Here is a 16,865-nt window from a genome sequence, read left to right on the forward strand (position 1 = left end):
AGTGAGTTCAAAGGACTGGCTGGAGAAGGACTTTTACGCCGTCCTGGGGGTGCCCAAGTCCGCCTCCTCCGATGAGATCAAGAAGGCGTACCGCAAGCTCGCCCGCGAGTTGCACCCCGACCACAACCCCGGCAACACCGACTCCGAAGACCGCTTCAAGGCGGTTTCCGAGGCGTACGCGGTGCTCTCCGACGACCGCAAGCGCAAAGAGTACGACGAGATGCGCACGCTCTTCGGCTCGGGCCAGTTTCGGCGCAGCGCCCGCGGAGGCGGCTTCGACCCGTCCGACCTGTTCGGCGGCTTCCAGGGCGGCGGCGGTGGTGGTGGCGACCGGCGGTTCGGCGGCGCCGGTTTCTCCGACATCTTCAGCTCGATCTTCTCGGGCGGCGGCGGTGGCGCGACCCGCACCCGCGGGCCGGCGCGTGGACGCGACGTCGAGGCCGAGGTGGTGCTCGAGTTTGGCGACGCCGTACGCGGCATCACGCTCCCGCTCTCGCTCCGCTCGCCAGGCGTCTGCGACACCTGCCACGGCAACGGCGCCAAGCCTGGTACGCAGCCGCGTGCCTGCCCGGTGTGCCTCGGGTCCGGCCTGGTGACCCGCAACCAGGGGTCGTTCAGCTTTTCCGAGCCGTGCCGCGAGTGCCAGGGCGTCGGCTCGATCGTCGACGAGAAGTGCCCCGAGTGCCAGGGCACGGGCGGGGTAACCAAGACCCGTACCATCAACGTCCGCTTCCCGGCCGGCGTGGCCGACGGGCAGCGGATCCGGCTGGCCGGGCGGGGCGAGCCGGGCGAGCGGGGCGGCCCTTCCGGCGACCTGTACGTGCTGGTCAAGGTCCGCCGCGACGACCTGTTCGGGCGGACGGGCGACGACCTGACGCTCACCGTGCCGATCACGGTCACCGAGGCGATCCTCGGCACCGACCTGCGCGTGCCGACGATGGACGGCGCGGTGACGCTGCGCGTGCCCCCGGGCACGCCTAGCGGTCGCACCCTCCGGGCCCGCGGCAAGGGCGTCGCACGGCGCGACGGCAAGGTCGGTGACCTGCTGGTCACGGTCGAGATCGAGGTGCCGAAAGACCTTACCGACAAGGCCCGGGACGCACTCGACACGCTCGCCGGGGAAATCCCACCCGCTTCGCGGGAACAGCTAGACGCTCGGGTGCGTCGATATGGTTGACGAGAGTAGGAGGTGAGCGTGGTGGAAGAGGAGTTCACGATTTCCGTCGAAGCCGCCTCCGACGCGAAAGTGTTGATCATTTCGGTGGCGGCGCGGCTGGCGGGCATGCACCCTCAGACGCTGCGTCAGTACGACCGGCTCGGCCTCGTGCAGGCTGGCCGGGCCACCGGTGGCGGGCGGCGATACAGCGCCCGTGACGTGGCACTGCTGCGCGAGGTGCAGCGGCTCAGCCAGGAAGACGGCGTCAACCTCGCCGGCATCAAGCGCATCATCGGCCTCGAACAGCTCGTCGCCGAGCTCCAGGAGCGGGTGAGCGAGCTGGAGGCGGCACTCGGCGAGGCTTACCAGCGCCTGGCTGAGTACGAGTCCGGTACGTACCCGCGTCGTGCTGATCTTGTCCCCACCACTCGCACCTCCAACGCGCTCGTCGTGTGGCGCCCCCGCCGCTCACCCTGATCGTGTGATCCGTGTTTTCGCAGCACAGCCTGCCTCGGTCGACTAACCTGACGTTTGGCCTGGACCGCACATTCCGGGCCAAAGGTAAGGCTGAGGAGGGTCAATGGGGATCGCCGATTCGTTCAAGGAAAAGGCTGAGCAGGCCATCGACAAGATCGGTGGCGATCGCGCCAAAGAGGGCGTGGAGAAGGCTGGCGACAAGATTGACGACATGACCGGTGGCAAGTACGCCGGGCACGTCGACAAGGGCCAGGCAGCCGCGTCGGACTACATCGACCGGGTAGACAGGGACGACTCGAACCGCTGAGTTCGTCAGCGCGAATGGCGACAGCGCGGCGGGCGGGGATCCACGGGGGATCCCCGCCCGTCTTTGCGTGCGCCGACCAGGGCGCGACGCGACGGCCGCGGGTTGAGGGAGCTGACGAGGCGCGGGTCGGACAAGCGCGCGGGCGATGCGAGGCGCGGGTCGGACAAGCGCGCCACGTCAGACCTGGCAGCGGGACGGACCAGGCGGCACGGCGAGACCACCGCGCCGGGCGAGGCAGCGGACGGATCAGCCGAGGCGGCGGGACTGGCGCACCAGTCCGCCCTCGCACCAGTCGTGATAGTTGAACAGCTCGGGCTTGGCCAGCAGCACGCGGCTGTTGTGCGCCCAGGTGACCATCAGCTCGTCGCCGTACTCCTCGGCCTGCTCCACCAGCTTGCGCAGCCGCCGCTTGGGGTGGGCGCGGAAGTTGGTGCGGATGCCGTCGGCCGCGTAGATGTACAGGCAGTGCAGCGCGAAGCGGCGAGCCGGGCAGGAGCGGTCCATCGCGAGGTCGAAGAGGGTGCCGATCAGCCGGTCACCGGAGACGAGGAGATCCCAGTCCTGCGGCATGGTCTGTAACGGCACCGAGTCGGGCTGGTAGGCCCAGGCGCGCAGCTCAGCCGCCGTGGGATCGACAGCGTTTGCGAAGCCCCGAAACGAAGACTGCTGTAAGGTCACCCGCCACTCCCCTCGCGAGCATGCCCCCGCAGCCCTGGGTCCTCCGTCGGTCTGCGCTCGCGCAGGGGCCACGTGTCAACGCCATCCACCCTCGTCGCTGCACGCCGTGGGCAGAACGCCGCCGATCCTGGGCCCCGACCCCCAGGATTCTGCGGCGACACGGTAACGCGCGGCGAGGTATTTACGGAAGGGGCGGTAAGCACCATTCGCCAACCCGTTACGTAAGCGGCCCCTGTCAGTCTGTCGTGGGTAACGGTTCCGGACGGGGTGCTGGGCGTGGTCCGTGCCGGATAATTCTCTTGAACCAGGCGAAGTCGGGCAGGCGCGCGAGCATCGGTCCGCTCACAACTGTGATCAAGACGTACGCGGTCGCGAGTGGCGCCAGCTTTGGCTCGATCCCCGGCGTCGCCACCGCCAGACCCGCGATGACGATCGAGAACTCGCCCCGCGGCATCAGCCCCAGCCCGGCCCGGACCCGACCGGGTACGGCGATGCCGGCGCGCTTCGCGGCCACGTACCCAGTGATGATCTTTGTGCTCATGGTGACCACGGCGAGCGCCAGCGCGGGGAGCAGCACCGGTGGGATGTCCCGCGGGTTGGTGGCCAGGCCGAAGAAGACGAAGAACACCGCCGCGAAGAGGTCGCGCAGCGGTGAGAGCAGCTCGGTGGCGTGGTGGGCGACCGGCCCGGAGAGCGCGATGCCGACCAGGAAGGCACCGACCGCCGCCGATACCTGCAACTCGGCGGCCAGCCCGGCGACGAGGAGTGTGAGTCCGAGCACACCGAGCAGGAGCGCCTCGGGGTCGCGGGCGGAGATGAACGCGGAGATGGCCTGGCCGTAACGGAGCGCGACCACCAGTACGACGATGACGGTGGCGACCGCGATCGTGAGGGCCTTGGCGCCACCGATCAGACCGGTGCCGGCCAGCACCGCCGTGAGCAGTGGCAGGTAGAGGGCCATCGCGAGGTCTTCGATCACCAGTACGGAGAGGATGACCGGCGTCTCCCGGTTACCCAGCCGGCCCAGGTCGGCGAGCACCTTGGCGATCACGCCCGACGACGAGACCCAGGTGATGCCGGCGAGTACCAGCGCGGCGACCCACCCCCAGCCCAGCAGCAGGCCGAACGCCGCCCCCGGGAGGGCGTTGAGCAGCCCGTCCAGCACACCTGCCGGGGCGTTGGTGCGGAGGTTGCCGATCAGCTCGCGGGCGGAGTACTCCAGCCCAAGCATCACGAGCAGCAGGATCACGCCGATCTCGGCTCCGACCGCGAAGAACTCCTCGCTGGCCGAGAGCGGCAGCACGCCGCCGTGGCCGAAGGCGAGGCCCGCGAGCAGGTACAGAGGGATGGGCGAGAGGCCGATCCGCCGGCTGAGCCGGCCAAGCAGCCCGAGGCCGAAGAGCAGCGCACCGACCTCGATGAGCAGCACGGTGGTGTTGTGCATCCCGTCAGCCGTCCGGGTCGCCCTCGGCGAGGATGCGGCCGACGCCGTCGATCCCCTGCCGGGTGCCGACGACCACGACCACGTCTCCCGCCTCGAAGACGAACTCGGGGCCCGGGGAGGCGATCACCTGACCGTCGCGCAGCACGGCGACGATCGACGAGCCGGTGCGCGTGCGGGTCTTGGTGTCGCCGAGGCAACGGCCCACGAACGGTGAGCCGGCCGGGATCGAGATCTGCTCGGTGAGCAGACCGGCGGCCTGCTGGCGCAGGCCGGAGAGCTGACCCAGCATCAGCGACGCGCCGAGCACGTCGGCCACGGCCTCCGCCTCGTCGTCATTGAGTGGTATCGACGCGATGCACGAATCCGGATCGTCTTCGTCGTAGAGGACGAGGTCGCGTCGCCCTGTCCGATGCGTGACAACACCGATCCGCCGACCCGACTGGGTCACCACGTCGTGACGCACGCCGATGCCCGGCAGTGCGGTCTGCTCCACCCGTACTCGCACCCGAACACGGTACCTTTCTGCTGTGAGCGAGCTTTCCCCTCAGCGTCGCGAGCTGCGTATGTCCGATACCGACCGGGAGCGTGTGGTGCAGCGGCTAAACGCCGCGGTCGGGGAGGGCCGGATCACGCTCGCCGAGTTCGAGGAGCGTGTGGCCGGTGTGCTGGCGGCCCGCACGTTCGGCGAGATCGAACCGTACGTGGCCGACCTGCCCCAGACCGCCGGCCCACCGGTGCGCGATGTCATCGAGCTCAAGTCGATGGCGTCCACGCTCAACCGGTCGGGGGCCTGGACCGTCCCGCGCCGCCTGGTGGTGCGCAATTCGGCCGGCAGCGTGAAGCTCGACTTCACCGACGCGCTGATTACCCAGCAGGTGGTGGAAATCCACCTCGACGTGCTGGCTGGGACGACCGTGCTCGTGCTCCCGCCGGGGGCCTCGGTCGATGCCAGCGAGGTGCACACGATGGCCGGTAGCCTCAAGATCCGCCAGCAGATCGGCGAGCACGGCGGCAGCACGCACTTCGTGGTGTCCGGGCGGCAGCGGATGGGCGACCTGGTCGTGCGCCATCAGTACCGGTTCTGGCGGTGGCGCTGGTAACCGGCGAGCCATCGGCGGGAGGGCGCGCTAAAGTTGAGTGGTCCACGCTCAACTCTGGGAGCCAGCTTGAACGCCGAACGTTTGACCACCAAGAGCCGCGAGGTCATCACCGGCGCGGTCGCCATCGCCAACCAGCGCGGGCACGCCACCGTCGAGCCGTGGCACCTGCTGCTCTCCCTGCTCGACACCGGCGGGTCCACCGCTGGCGGCCTGCTGCGCGCGGTCGGGGCAAATCCGGCCGACATCCGCCGTGCCGCCGCCCGTGCCGTGGAGACGCTGCCGTCCGCGCGGGGATCGAGCGTCGCGGAGCCCAGCCTCTCCCGCGAGTTCGTCAACGCGATCGGTGCCGCCGAGCAGATCGCCCGCCCGCTCGGCGATGAGTACACGTCGACCGAGCACCTTCTCGCCGGCCTCGCCCGGGTTGGCGGCGAGGTCGCCGAGACACTCAAGGCCGCCGGCGCCACCGAAGACAACCTGATCGCCGCGTTCCCCTCGGTGCGGGGCGGCGACCGCCGGGTCACCACCGCCGACCCCGAGCAGACCTACCAGGCGCTGGAGAAGTACGGCGTCGACCTGACCACGCGCGCCCGCGACGGCAAGGTCGACCCGGTGATCGGGCGCGACTCGGAGATCCGGCGCGTGATCCAGGTGCTCTCCCGCCGTACCAAGAACAACCCGGTGCTCATCGGCGAGCCCGGCGTCGGCAAGACCGCGATCGTGGAGGGCCTCGCCCAGCGGATCGTCGCCGGCGACGTGCCCGAGTCGCTCCGCGACAAGCGGCTGGTCTCGCTCGACCTGAGCGCGATGGTGGCCGGCGCGCAGTACCGGGGGCAGTTCGAGGAACGCCTCAAGTCGGTGCTTGAGGAGATCAAAAACTCCGACGGCCAGGTCATCACCTTCATCGACGAGCTGCACACCGTCGTCGGCGCGGGCAAGGGCGAGGGCTCGATGGACGCCGGCAACATGCTCAAGCCGATGCTGGCGCGGGGTGAGCTGCGCATGGTCGGCGCGACCACGCTCGACGAGTACCGTGAGCACATCGAAAAGGACCCGGCGCTGGAGCGGCGCTTCCAGCCGGTGCTGGTGGGCGAGCCGACGATCGAGGACACGATCGGCATCCTGCGTGGGCTCAAGGAGCGCTACGAGGTGCACCACGGCGTGCGCATCACCGACGCCGCCCTGGTCGCGGCCGCGTCGCTCTCCGACCGGTACATCACCGACCGCTTCCTCCCCGACAAGGCGATCGACCTGGTCGACGAGTCGGCGTCCCGGCTGCGTATGGAGATCGACTCGCGGCCGGTCGAGGTCGACGAGATCGAGCGGGCCGTGCGCCGGCTGGAGATCGAGGAGATGGCGCTCGCCAAGGAGCCCGACCCGGCCTCGGCACAGCGGCTGGAGCGGCTGCGGCGGGAGCTGGCCGACAAGCGTGAGCAGCTCACCGCCCTCTCCGAGCGGTGGCGCCTGGAGAAGGAGCACATCACCAAGATCTCCACGGCCAAGGAGGAGCTGGAGCGGCTGGGCGGCGAGGCCGACCGCGCCGAGCGCGACAGCGAGCTGGAGCGGGCCGCCGAGCTGCGCTACGGCCGCATCCCCCAGCTCCAGGGCGAGCTGGCCCGGGCCGAGGCGGAGCTGGCCGTGCTCCAGGCCGACGGCGCGATGCTCAAGGAGGAGGTCGGCGCCGACGACATCGCCGCGGTGGTCGCCTCGTGGACCGGCATCCCGGCCGGCCGCCTGATGGAGGGCGAGACCGCCAAGCTGCTGCGCATGGAGGAGTCGCTGGGCTCCCGCGTGATCGGGCAGGCCGAGGCGGTCGGCGCGGTCTCCGACGCCGTACGCCGGGCCCGGGCGGGCGTCGCCGACCCCGACCGGCCCACCGGCTCGTTCCTCTTCCTCGGCCCCACCGGCGTCGGCAAGACCGAGCTGGCAAAGGCGCTCGCCGAGTTCCTCTTCGACGACGAGCGGGCCATGGTGCGCATCGACATGAGCGAGTACGGGGAGAAGCACTCCGTGGCCCGGCTCGTCGGTGCCCCGCCCGGCTACGTCGGATACGAGGAGGGCGGCCAGCTGACCGAGGCGGTGCGCCGCCGGCCGTACTCGGTGGTGCTGCTCGACGAGGTGGAAAAGGCCCATCCCGACGTCTTCGACGTGCTGCTCCAGGTGCTCGACGACGGGCGGCTCACCGACGGCCAGGGGCGCACGGTCGACTTCCGCAACGCGATCCTGGTGCTCACCTCCAACCTGGGCTCCTCGGTGATCGCCGACCCGACGCTCAGCGAGGACGAGCGGCGCGAGGCGGTGCTGTCCGTGGTGCGGTCGCACTTCAAGCCCGAGTTCCTCAACCGGCTCGACGACATCGTGGTCTTCCACTCGCTGACCGGGCCGGAGCTGACGTCCATCGTGGACATCCAGCTCGACCGCCTGCGCCGGCGCCTCGCCGACCGCCGGCTGACCGTCGACGTCGCCGACGCCGCGCGGACGTGGCTGGCCGAGCACGGATACGACCCGATCTACGGCGCCCGGCCGCTGCGCCGGCTGGTGCAGTCGGCGATCGGCGACCGGCTCGCCAAGGCGCTGCTGGCCGGCGAGATCCGCGACGGCGACACCGTGCGGGTCGACCTCGCCGACTCCAAGGAGGGCCTCACGGTCTCCGCGGCCCGCTGAGGCACCGGCCCGTCTCGCGGCACGCTCGACACCGGCCCCCGTCCCGGCGGGGGCCGGTCCCTTGATCGTCAAGTTTACGAGTAAGTGCAGGTCAGAGCGGGTAAGAATCGGGTATGAGTGCAACGGTGGCCGTAGCGGTACGGGAGCTGGCGAGCGCGGAGGTCGTCGCCTTCGGCGGCGTGGGGCTGGCCGGCCGCATCCTCCCGGTCACCGAGGCCTTTCAGACGATCGAGGAGGCGCTGCCCGAGCGCGCCGACGAGGTGCGCCCACACCTCGCCTGGTTACTGGCCAACGGCTCGCCGGCCGGCAAGGCGTACGCCGCCACGCTGCTCGCCGTCTTCGACCCTGAGGCCGCCCGCGCGGCGTGGGGCGCCCTGAGCCACGAGGCGGCCGAATTCACGACCTTCCACGGCTGCATCATCGATCGCACGACGCTGGGGCAGTACGCCACCGGCCAGCTGACAGCCGTCTGACCGGGCGCCACGAAAAGCCACTGTGGACCACGGGCGCCGTTTCCGGCGAATGGCTGGCAGGGTATTGGTACGTACTGACCGTGATCTAGGGAAGGAGCGTCGTGGCTGATCCCACGAACCCGGCCGCCCCCGCGCGTCCGCGGACCGTCACCGTCTCCAGCTACCTGCTCTACCTTTACGCCGCACTCGGGCTCATCGGGGTGATCCTCAGCCTCACCGTGATCGGCAAGACCGCCGACGTGTACCGCGAGGCGTACGAGGGCACGTCCGCCGAGGGCACCGAAGCAATCGTGACCGTCACGTCGGTCATCGTGGCGGTCCTCGGCCTGCTCTTCGCCGCCGCGTTCGTGGTGCTGGCGATCTTCAATAACCGGGGCAAGAACGCGTCCCGGATCGTCACCTGGGTACTGGGCGGCGTCTCGCTCTGCTGCTCCGGTATCTCGCTGGCCGGCTCGGCGGTCACCAGCTCGATGAGCTTCGAGTCGGGCCAGACCGACGTGCCGGATGCGGCCGAGATCCAGGAGCGGCTCGAGGCGGCGCTGCCGGGCTGGTACACGCCGGCCACCATCGCGATCTCCGTGATCAGCCTGCTCGCGCTGCTGGTGGCGCTCATCCTGCTGGCGCTCCCGCCGTCGAACGAGTTCTTCCGCAAGCCCGCCCCGGTCTGGGAGCCCCCGGTGCCCGGCTCGGCGTACCCCGCGTACCCGCCGGCGGCCCCGGCTCCGGGCGCACCGCCGGCGACCGCGGCCCCGGCTCCGGGCGCACCGCCGGCACCGGGCACCGGCGCCCCGCCGGCCGCTCCGCCGCCACCTCAGGCCGCTCCGCCCGCCACGCCTCCGGCTGCTCCTCCGGCACCGCCGGCAGAGGACAAGTAAGGACAACCCGAATTAACCCCCAGGTCAGTGATCAAGCCGTCGGTCCTGTAGTTCTAACTGCATGACCGACGTCTCGATCACCGAGCCGGCCCGGCCACGGCCGACGACCGTCACCGCCGCCGCAGCGATCATGATCTTCATGGGAGTCGCCGGCCTGGTGAACGCGGTCGTCGGCCTGGCCGCCATCGGGGGAGTTGTCGACCGCTTCCGCGACGCGGCCGAAGCCACCGGCGCCAGTCGCTCTGACATCGACGGGCTGGCCGGGGTCGCCTGGGGCACGGTGATCGCCGGAGCGGTGCTCTCTGTCATCCTCGCCGCCCTGCTGATCGTGCTGGCCGTGGGCGTACTCCGGGGCAGCAGCGGCGCCCGCATCGCCACCTGGTTCGTGAGCGGCCTCGGCCTCTTCTGCGGCTGCTGCGGCTTCCTCGCCGTGATCGGCCAGAGCGCCCTCTCCTGGAACGTCTCGACCGACGATCGCTCCGAAGACCTCACGCAGGCGCTGACCGACGCGTACCCGGGCTGGTGGATCGGTCTCAGCGGCGTGGTTACCGCGGGCCAGGCGTTGGGCTACCTTGTAGTAGCTCTGCTGCTCGCGCTGCCCGCGTCGCATCCGTACTTCCGCCGGCAACAGCTCCCTGCGGCACTTCCGCCCGCACCGCCCCTGCCCACCGCACCGCCCCTGCCCACCGCACCGCCCCCGTTCCCCGAAGTGAGGAACTCCGATTGGCAGCCTCCCGCACGGCCGTGATCACCGGTGCCAGCAGCGGCTTCGGGGCGTCGTTCGCCCAGCGGCTGGCGACTGAGGGGTACGACCTGGTGCTGGTCGCCCGCGACGAGCGGCGGCTCGCCGACCTGGCCGCCGACCTGTCGTCCCGGCACGGCGTCGCGGCCGAGGTCATCCCTGCCGACCTCTCCACCGACGAGGGGTGCGCGGTCGTGGAGCGGCGCCTCGCCGACCCGGTCGACATGCTGGTCAACAACGCGGGCATCAGCCTCAATCGCTCGTTCACCGGGTCCACCGTGGAGGATCAGACGCGACTGCTGCGGCTCAACGTGCACGCGGTCATGCGGCTCACGCACGCGGCTCTGCCTGGCATGATCGAGCGCCGGCGGGGTGAGGTGATAAATGTCTCCTCGGTCGCCGGCTTCGCCGCCGTGATGCCTGGCTCCACATACCCCGCGAGCAAGGCGTGGGTCACCAACTTCAGCGAGTCCATGGCCCATTCCGTGCGGCGCCACGGAGTGCGGGTGATGGCCCTCTGTCCTGGCTACACGCACACCGAGTTTCACGACCGGGCTGGCATCGACATGTCCAAAACTCCAGAGTGGATGTGGCTCCAGGCCGACAGGGTGGTCGTCGATGCGTTGCGCGACCTGCGCCGGGGCAAAGTGGTGAGCGTGCCCGACTGGAAGTACAAGGTCGCGGTCTTCGGCATGCGGCATCTGCCACGCGCTCTGTTGCAGGCGGTCGCCCGCGACACGCGAGGACGCACCGGTCGCGACGAACAGTAATTAGCGATGTGACCGGGTCGACGGTACGAACCGGGCATTCGGCAAGTACCCTTGTGCGCCATGGGGGACCATGACGACCTGCGTAAATCCATCACTGAACTGGCCATTGTCCGGGGCCGCGTGGTGCTGTCCTCAGGTCGCGAGGCCGATTGGTATGTCGATCTACGCCGCGTGACGTTGCACCACGCGGCAGCCCCGCTCGTGGGTCGGGTCATGCTCGACCTCACCGCCGACTGGGAGTTCGACGCGGTTGGTGGCCTGACGCTGGGCGCGGATCCGGTCGCTGCGGCGATGCTGCACGCGGCGGCGGCCACGGGGCGGCAGCTCGACGCCTTCGTGGTGCGCAAGGCGGAGAAGACGCACGGGTTGCAGCGGCGGATCGAAGGTCCCGATGTGGCGGGCCGCCGAGTGGTGGCGGTGGAAGACACCTCGACGACGGGCAGCAGTGTGCTGACCGCGGTCGAGGCATTGAAACAGGCCGGAGCCGTGATTGTGGGTGTCGCGGTTATCGTTGATCGGGGTGCGGGCGAGGTGGTTCGGGACGTGGGACTCCCGTACCGCGCTGCCTACACGTTGGGCGACCTCGGCCTTTAGGTCTAACAAGTTTGTCGATTCGGACCTGCTGATATGCAGGCGGATCGATGGTGTAGGTGGAAGGATGGAGTACGTGGGAACTGCGTTGGCTGAAACGACCATGCCTCAGATCTCGCCGCTTGGCGGCGAGCCGATCGAGCGCGCTGATGCCGAGCGCCTCGCTGGGGTCCTGAAAGCACTCGCCGATCCGGCCCGACTGCGGCTCTTGAGCCTCATCCAGTCGGCCCCGGAGGGCGAGGCGTGCGTCTGTGACCTCACCGCACCGCTCGGCCTCTCGCAGCCGACGGTAAGCCACCACCTGCGAATCCTCACCGAAGCCGGCTTGCTGGAGCGGGAGAAGCGCGGTGTGTGGGCTTACTACCGGCTGGTGCCTTCCGCGATCGCTACGATCGCGGACTTGTTGACTCCACCGCGTAAGCGGGCCACCAAGAAGGCTCGCTGAGTTAGCGCGGAATCGCCCGGCGGCACCGAGATTGCTGAGCAGCTTCAGTGACGTCGGGCGATTTCCTCATGTCTCGTGTGCCCTTGGCGCGCGGCATCGCCCATCACAGGCGGTAGCTACCAAGGTTTGATCAAACCTGGGAGGGCTGGCGCCCTGTGCGGCCGGCTCCATCCGGCTCGGCACCATGGCGCGTCGGCGATGGCAACCGCCACGTGACGCTCCCGAAAATCCGGCGCCGCGCCTCGCGAAGGCTGACGGCGCTACCGGTAGTCGTCGTCCAGGTTGACGACACGGGCCTGTTCCAGCGCGTCCCAGTCGTTCACCTCGAGGCCGCGGCGCACCTCCGGCTCCTGTTCGGCCGGGTCGGCCACCGTCGCCTGCTCCACTGTGTCTTCCGCCGGCGCCTCCAGGTCGCGTTCCTCCGCCGCGACGTGGGTTTCCATCTCGAAGTCTTCGTCGGGGTCGGCCATGACGGCCTCCTTCCGCTCTTCCCGGGGTATGGCGGGCAGGGTGCCCGCTGATCAAGGTGGGGAAACCGGCCTCGGGTCCGGTGCTGGGGTGTCAGGATGGAGTGGTGGGTTTTCTGGTTCGTTGGGCGATCAACGCCGTGGCGTTGTGGATCACCACGCTGGTGGTGCCCAACATCGAGGTGACCGGCAGTTCCAGCGGTCGCAACGCGCTCACCCTGATCATCGTCGCGCTGATATTTGGCCTGGTCAACGCCGTCCTCAAGCCGATTATCCACGTCGTGGGGTGCCTGTTCTACATCCTCACGCTGGGGCTCTTCGCGCTCGTGGTCAACGCGCTCCTCTTCCTGCTCACCGACTGGATCAGCGGCCAGCTCGACCTGCCGTTCCACATTGACGGCTTCTGGCCCGCGTTCTGGGGGGCGATCGTGATGGCGGTGGTCAGCTGGCTGATCAGCCTCGTGATCCCGGACCGGTGGGAGGGCAAGCATTAGGTCCCGCCACCTCCGGTGGGCGAGCGTGGCGGGCCAGTCTGGACACCGTGTGGGCCGGTGGCCTGGCCGCTGGTGACCTGCGCGATACTTCCGGCTGGAGGACAGCGCGGTCCGGCGCACTCAAGCCCGAATACTTAGGAGCGTTCGAATGCCTATCGCTTCCCCTGAGGTCTACTCCGAGATGCTCGACCGCGCCAAGGCCGGCGCGTTCGCGTACCCAGCGATCAACGTGACGTCGTCGCAGACGCTCAACGCGGCGCTGCGCGGCTTCGCGGAGGCGGAAAGCGACGGTATCGTCCAGGTCTCCACCGGCGGCGCCGAGTACCTCTCCGGCCCCACCGTGAAGGACATGGTCACCGGCTCGGTCGCGTTCGCGGCGTACGCCGCGGAGGTCGCCAAGAAGTACCCGGTCAACATCGCTCTGCACACCGACCACTGCCCGAAGAACAAGCTCGACGGCTTCGTCCGCCCGCTGCTCGCGATCTCGAAGGACCGGGTCGCGCGGGGCGAGGGGCCGCTGTTCCAGTCGCACATGTGGGACGGCTCGGCCGTGCCGCTCGACGAAAACCTCCAGATCGCCGAGGAGCTGCTGGCCGAGGCGGCCGCCGCGCACGTGGTCTTGGAGATCGAGGTCGGCGTGGTCGGCGGCGAGGAAGACGGCATCGTCGGGGCGATCGACGAGAAGCTGTACACCACCGTCGAAGACGGCCTCGCCACGGTCGCCGCGCTCGGCCTCGGCGAGAAGGGCCGCTACATCGCCGCCCTCACCTTCGGCAACGTGCACGGCGTCTACAAGCCGGGCAACGTCAAGCTGCGGCCGGAGATCCTCAAGGAGATCCAGGACGCGCTCGGCGCCAAGTACGGCAAGGAGAAGCCGCTCGACCTGGTCTTCCACGGCGGCTCCGGCTCGCTGCTGTCGGAGATCCGGGCCGCGCTCGACTACGGCGTGGTCAAGATGAACATCGACACAGACACGCAGTACGCGTTCACCCGCCCGGTCGCCGGGCACATGCTCACCAAGTACGACGGCGTACTCAAGATCGACGGCGAGGTCGGCGACAAGAAGTCGTACGACCCCCGCACCTGGGGCAAGGCGGCCGAGGAGGGCATGGCCAAGCGCGTGGTCGAGGCGTGCGAGCACCTTCGCTCGACCGGCACCACCCTCTCCAAGTAACGATCAAGAGCTTCTGGTCGGTCCGCGGCCGGTCCCCGTTTGGGGGCCGGCCGCGTGCCGTTCCGTGGTCATGGGCGGCTTTTCGGTACGATCGTCCGATCTGAATGCCCCCTGGAGGTCGGTCGTGCTCGGCATCGAAGGGTACGAGCCGCAGTGGTGTCACAGCGGGAAGACGCTGGCAGCCGTACACCGTCCCCGCTTCTCCCGGATCGTCGGGCGGACGTTGGAGGGTGCCTGGCTGATGTGGGACCTGGAGCGCCGCCAGTGGTTCGCGGACGGTCCGGTGATCCTCGGCTTCGGCGACGTGAACGTCGAGGTGACCCACCGCAAGTTCGACGAATGCGGCATCACCTGGGGCCAGGTCGACATGTCCATGCCACTGGACTGGCCCGGCCTCACGCTCGACTGGCGCGCCGACGCCCATCAGGCGCTGCTGGGCGCGCGCGGCCGGCGGCTGCGCGAGGTCAACGTGATCGAGCGGATCATGCCCTCGCACTGGCGCCCGCGCGTCCTGCACGCGGTCGAGTTCCTCTTCGAGGGCTCGCGACTGGCGATCTACAACGCGCTGGACGAGAACGGCATCACCGACGAGACCGAGGTCGACCTGCCGGTCGGCTTCTGGTGCCGCGTGCCGATCGCCTGACCTACCGCTCGGCGGTCAGGACGCGAACGGCCTCGTGCACGTCGTCGGTCACGTGGATCGTGCCGGAGAGGTCGCCGGCCGGGGAGAGCGCCAGCAGCGGCCGGAGCAGCGACTCGACCGGCAGCGTCTCCGTCCAGAATGCACGGTCGAGGAAGACGTACGCACCGCTCGCGCCGTCGGTGCCGTAGAAGGTCTTGGTCGCCGCCTGGAAGACCTCCTGCACCGTGCCGGCCCGCCCGGCGGCGAAGACGATGCCGCCACGGGCGAGCCGCAGGATCGTGTCTTCGCGGATCGCGTTGGAGAAGTACTTGGCGATCCGGCCGGCGAAGAGGTTGGCGGGCTCGTGCCCGTACAGCCAGGTGGGGATCGCCAGCCCGCCGCGCCTCGGCCAGTCGACCTCGTCGCCGGTGGGCGCGTAACGGACCCGCACGTCCAGCGCCGCCGCCGTGTACGCGTCGTGGTCCAGGAAGTCCGGCGCGGCGCTGAGCAGGTCGATCGCGGTGGTGAGGTCTTCCGCGTCGTGGGTCGACAGGTAGGCGCCGAGGTTGGCCGCCTCCATCACGCCCGGGCCGCCACCGGTCACCACGAGCCGGCCGGCCCGCGCGAGCTCCCAGCCGAGTGCGGCCGCCAGCCGGTACGCCGACGAGCCGCGGGGCACCGCGTGGCCGCCCATCACGCCGATCACCGAGGCCGGTCCGTGGTCGGCCAGCCAGGAGACCATCGAGTCGGCGAGCGCGTTGTCGATGCCGTGGTCGTGCAGCCGCTGGGCGAGCGCCTCGCGTACGGCCGGGAGCGCGCCGCCCGCCGCCAGGAAGTGCTCGTACACCACCGTGTCGTACATACCCGCGAAGCCGCCGGTCGCGAAGCCCGCAGCCAGCTCCTCCGCAGTGTAGAGGTGCGAGGGGTGGGTCGGGAAGGGCAGGTCGCGGAAGGGCGGCACCACGTGCGCGCCGCGCCGCACTACGTCGGCCTCGGCCTCCACCGACGCGAAGTGGCAGCCGATGAAGAGCGTGCCGGTGACATCGACGTGCGCCAGGTCGGGCACCGGCTCGACATCGAGGCGCAGGCCCTGGACCGCGAGCCCGGCCAGGCTGCCGCCCTTGAGGTGCAGGTCTAGCTCGGCGCGGGACTCCACTTCTTCCGGCGTGGTGTCAAACGGCTGAAGGACATCGAGGGACGGCACGTGCCAATCCTGCCGTATCACCACAAGAGAGAGCCCGGCGGCGCTAGCCACCGGGCTCCCGTTACCGGGTCCTGGGGAGGCTCCGGACTTCCATTTGTAGTCCAGTGACGAGCCCCGCACACCGGCCGCTCGCGTGACGAATCCCTCAGCCTTTCAGGCACTGTATGAGCGAGGATGCGGGTTGAATGTGCCCATGCAGAACCTGTTGCCCGAACCGCCCGCCACGCTGTTGCCCGCCGACGACAAAGCCGCGGTGGCGTTGGCCGAGGCGGAGCGGGTCGACACCGACGAGGCGTACGCCGATGTGGCGGGCCACTTCCCGACGTACAGCGCGGCCTGGGCCACGCTGGCGGCCCGGGCGCTGACCGAGGGCCGGTACGTGACGGCGTACGCGTACGCCCGCACCGGCTACCACCGAGGGCTCGACCAGCTGCGCCGCAGCGGCTGGAAGGGGCACGGCCCGGTGCCGTGGTCGCACGAGCCCAACCGTGGCTTCCTCCGCTCGCTGCACACCCTCTCCCGAGCGGCCGACGAGATCGGCGAGTCGGACGAGGCGGCCCGGTGCGCCCAGTTCCTGCGCGACTGCGATCCGGCGGCCGGCGACGCGCTTTCGAGCGTCTAGTCACGTTTCCCCTGGTTGGGGCGCCCGTTCCGGGCTGAAAATGGGGGTCCGGTCGCTCGTTGACATCGTTGCTCCTTGGCCCCGTTGAGGCCGTCGTCTAGTCGGATGCTGGGAGCCGCGTTGTTGGGCCCTTCACTGTTGCTTCGAGCACGCGGATTAGCTTCGCTTCGCCCTTGCGGCTCCTGCGGGCGACCGGCCTGGTATCGGTCGGCTGGGATGGGAGGTCTGTGATGTTGGAAGAGACGCGGGACCGTGACGAGATCGTTGAGCGGGTCGCGGCGTTGGATATCGGCAAGGCCGAGGTGGTCTGTTGCGTGCGGGTGCCCAGCCCGAGCGGGTCGGGACGGCGGGCGCAGGAGGTCAGGACGTACCCGACGATGACCCGGTCGTTGATCGCGCTGGGTGAGTGGCTGGCCGGGCTGGGGGTGACCCGGGTGGTGATGGAGGCGACCTCGGAGTACTGGAAGCCGCCGTTCTACTTGTTGGAGGCGGCCGGGTTCGAGGTGTGGCTGGTCAACGCTCGCGATGTCAAGCACCTGCCGGGCCGGCCGAAGACCGACAAG

The 16,865-nt window shown here is 69.7% G+C and carries 21 protein-coding genes; 16 read left to right on the top strand and 5 right to left on the bottom strand.

Annotated elements, in window-relative coordinates; genetic code table 11:
- Window position 1 precedes the first annotated feature (1 nt).
- The 3 genes from dnaJ to ACFFIA_RS22155 all read left to right on the top strand — a co-directional run bounded on the left by dnaJ (window position 2) and on the right by ACFFIA_RS22155 (window position 1,940).
- Window positions 2–1,177 carry a molecular chaperone DnaJ gene (gene dnaJ / locus ACFFIA_RS22145; RefSeq protein ID WP_377253529.1) on the top strand — a complete coding sequence of 392 codons (1,176 nt, stop codon included), beginning with the start codon at window positions 2–4 and terminating at the stop codon, window positions 1,175–1,177.
- 21 nt (window positions 1,178–1,198) lie between these two features.
- Window positions 1,199–1,633, top strand: coding sequence for a heat shock protein transcriptional repressor HspR (locus ACFFIA_RS22150; RefSeq protein WP_377253550.1), 435 nt, complete (start codon window positions 1,199–1,201; stop codon window positions 1,631–1,633).
- A gap of 103 nt (window positions 1,634–1,736) precedes the next feature.
- Complete coding sequence (locus tag ACFFIA_RS22155) at window positions 1,737–1,940, top strand: antitoxin (protein WP_377253530.1); 204 nt, start codon at window positions 1,737–1,739, stop codon at window positions 1,938–1,940.
- A 246-nt stretch (window positions 1,941–2,186) separates the two neighbouring features.
- Here ACFFIA_RS22155 and ACFFIA_RS22160 read toward each other — a convergent pair whose 3' ends face one another.
- From ACFFIA_RS22160 to ACFFIA_RS22170, 3 genes are all read right to left on the bottom strand, one after another.
- Window positions 2,187–2,618 (bottom strand): hypothetical protein, encoded by a 432-nt coding sequence (locus tag ACFFIA_RS22160; protein WP_377253531.1) that lies wholly within the window; start codon window positions 2,616–2,618, stop codon window positions 2,187–2,189.
- Between the two features lie 235 nt (window positions 2,619–2,853).
- Window positions 2,854–4,062 (bottom strand): cation:proton antiporter, encoded by a 1,209-nt coding sequence (locus ACFFIA_RS22165; RefSeq protein WP_377253532.1) that lies wholly within the window; start codon window positions 4,060–4,062, stop codon window positions 2,854–2,856.
- A 4-nt stretch (window positions 4,063–4,066) separates the two neighbouring features.
- Window positions 4,067–4,567: a cation:proton antiporter regulatory subunit gene (locus ACFFIA_RS22170; protein WP_377253533.1), complete on the bottom strand. Its 501-nt coding sequence runs from the start codon at window positions 4,565–4,567 to the stop codon at window positions 4,067–4,069.
- Window positions 4,568–4,589: 22 nt separating this feature from the next.
- On the opposite strand from ACFFIA_RS22170, the gene ACFFIA_RS22175 reads away from it, so the two are divergent.
- The 8 genes from ACFFIA_RS22175 to ACFFIA_RS22210 all read left to right on the top strand — a co-directional run bounded on the left by ACFFIA_RS22175 (window position 4,590) and on the right by ACFFIA_RS22210 (window position 11,719).
- Window positions 4,590–5,162, top strand: a complete 573-nt coding sequence (locus ACFFIA_RS22175; RefSeq protein WP_377253534.1) for a DUF1707 SHOCT-like domain-containing protein — start codon at window positions 4,590–4,592, stop codon at window positions 5,160–5,162.
- Window positions 5,163–5,228: 66 nt separating this feature from the next.
- Window positions 5,229–7,823, top strand: coding sequence for an ATP-dependent chaperone ClpB (gene clpB / locus ACFFIA_RS22180; RefSeq protein WP_377253535.1), 2,595 nt, complete (start codon window positions 5,229–5,231; stop codon window positions 7,821–7,823).
- Between the two features lie 113 nt (window positions 7,824–7,936).
- Window positions 7,937–8,296 (top strand): hypothetical protein, encoded by a 360-nt coding sequence (locus ACFFIA_RS22185; RefSeq protein ID WP_377253536.1) that lies wholly within the window; start codon window positions 7,937–7,939, stop codon window positions 8,294–8,296.
- Between the two features lie 101 nt (window positions 8,297–8,397).
- Entirely contained in the window at window positions 8,398–9,171 is a 774-nt protein-coding gene (locus ACFFIA_RS22190) for a hypothetical protein (RefSeq protein WP_377253537.1), read from the top strand.
- Between the two features lie 61 nt (window positions 9,172–9,232).
- Entirely contained in the window at window positions 9,233–9,919 is a 687-nt protein-coding gene (locus tag ACFFIA_RS22195; RefSeq protein ID WP_377253538.1) for a hypothetical protein, read from the top strand.
- Window positions 9,895–10,683: an SDR family NAD(P)-dependent oxidoreductase gene (locus ACFFIA_RS22200; protein ID WP_377253539.1), complete on the top strand. Its 789-nt coding sequence runs from the start codon at window positions 9,895–9,897 to the stop codon at window positions 10,681–10,683. Before ACFFIA_RS22195 ends, ACFFIA_RS22200 begins: the two co-directional genes overlap by 25 nt.
- A 60-nt stretch (window positions 10,684–10,743) precedes the next feature.
- Window positions 10,744–11,277 carry an orotate phosphoribosyltransferase gene (gene pyrE, locus ACFFIA_RS22205; protein WP_377253540.1) on the top strand — a complete coding sequence of 178 codons (534 nt, stop codon included), beginning with the start codon at window positions 10,744–10,746 and terminating at the stop codon, window positions 11,275–11,277.
- A 64-nt stretch (window positions 11,278–11,341) separates the two neighbouring features.
- Window positions 11,342–11,719: an ArsR/SmtB family transcription factor gene (locus ACFFIA_RS22210; protein WP_377253541.1), complete on the top strand. Its 378-nt coding sequence runs from the start codon at window positions 11,342–11,344 to the stop codon at window positions 11,717–11,719.
- A 260-nt stretch (window positions 11,720–11,979) separates the two neighbouring features.
- Here ACFFIA_RS22210 and ACFFIA_RS22215 read toward each other — a convergent pair whose 3' ends face one another.
- Entirely contained in the window at window positions 11,980–12,189 is a 210-nt protein-coding gene (locus ACFFIA_RS22215; protein ID WP_377253542.1) for a hypothetical protein, read from the bottom strand.
- A gap of 104 nt (window positions 12,190–12,293) precedes the next feature.
- Between ACFFIA_RS22215 and ACFFIA_RS22220 the strand changes: the two genes are divergently transcribed.
- The 3 genes from ACFFIA_RS22220 (at window position 12,294) to ACFFIA_RS22230 (ending at window position 14,497) form a co-directional block, all read left to right on the top strand.
- Window positions 12,294–12,680, top strand: coding sequence for a phage holin family protein (locus ACFFIA_RS22220; RefSeq protein ID WP_377253543.1), 387 nt, complete (start codon window positions 12,294–12,296; stop codon window positions 12,678–12,680).
- A 130-nt stretch (window positions 12,681–12,810) separates the two neighbouring features.
- On the top strand, window positions 12,811–13,854 hold the full coding sequence (gene fbaA, locus ACFFIA_RS22225) for a class II fructose-bisphosphate aldolase (protein ID WP_377253551.1): 1,044 nt from the start codon (window positions 12,811–12,813) through the stop codon (window positions 13,852–13,854).
- Between the two features lie 124 nt (window positions 13,855–13,978).
- Complete coding sequence (locus tag ACFFIA_RS22230) at window positions 13,979–14,497, top strand: hypothetical protein (protein ID WP_377253544.1); 519 nt, start codon at window positions 13,979–13,981, stop codon at window positions 14,495–14,497.
- 1 nt (window position 14,498) lies between these two features.
- Here the strand turns inward: ACFFIA_RS22230 and ACFFIA_RS22235 are convergent, their stop codons facing one another.
- Entirely contained in the window at window positions 14,499–15,680 is a 1,182-nt protein-coding gene (locus ACFFIA_RS22235; protein ID WP_377253545.1) for an LOG family protein, read from the bottom strand.
- A 193-nt stretch (window positions 15,681–15,873) separates the two neighbouring features.
- Between ACFFIA_RS22235 and ACFFIA_RS22240 the strand changes: the two genes are divergently transcribed.
- Entirely contained in the window at window positions 15,874–16,302 is a 429-nt protein-coding gene (locus ACFFIA_RS22240) for a DUF3151 domain-containing protein (protein ID WP_377253546.1), read from the top strand.
- Window positions 16,303–16,532: 230 nt separating this feature from the next.
- The coding region (locus tag ACFFIA_RS22245; protein WP_377253547.1) for an IS110 family transposase at window positions 16,533–16,865 on the top strand (333 nt) is incomplete at its 3' end.

Source organism: Phytohabitans kaempferiae (assembly GCF_042433955.1).
Taxonomy (GTDB): Bacteria; Actinomycetota; Actinomycetes; order Mycobacteriales; family Micromonosporaceae; genus Phytohabitans; species Phytohabitans kaempferiae.

Coding starts and splice junctions, on each gene's coding strand:
- ACFFIA_RS22155 (WP_377253530.1), top strand. CDS start 1,737: ATGGGGATCGCCGATTCGTTCAAGGAAAAGGCTGAGCAGGCCATCGAC.
- ACFFIA_RS22195 (WP_377253538.1), top strand. CDS start 9,233: ATGACCGACGTCTCGATCACCGAGCCGGCCCGGCCACGGCCGACGACC.
- pyrE (WP_377253540.1), top strand. CDS start 10,744: ATGGGGGACCATGACGACCTGCGTAAATCCATCACTGAACTGGCCATT.
- ACFFIA_RS22240 (WP_377253546.1), top strand. CDS start 15,874: ATGCAGAACCTGTTGCCCGAACCGCCCGCCACGCTGTTGCCCGCCGAC.
- ACFFIA_RS22210 (WP_377253541.1), top strand. CDS start 11,342: ATGGAGTACGTGGGAACTGCGTTGGCTGAAACGACCATGCCTCAGATC.
- ACFFIA_RS22215 (WP_377253542.1), bottom strand. CDS start 12,189: ATGGCCGACCCCGACGAAGACTTCGAGATGGAAACCCACGTCGCGGCG.
- ACFFIA_RS22185 (WP_377253536.1), top strand. CDS start 7,937: ATGAGTGCAACGGTGGCCGTAGCGGTACGGGAGCTGGCGAGCGCGGAG.
- ACFFIA_RS22165 (WP_377253532.1), bottom strand. CDS start 4,062: ATGCACAACACCACCGTGCTGCTCATCGAGGTCGGTGCGCTGCTCTTC.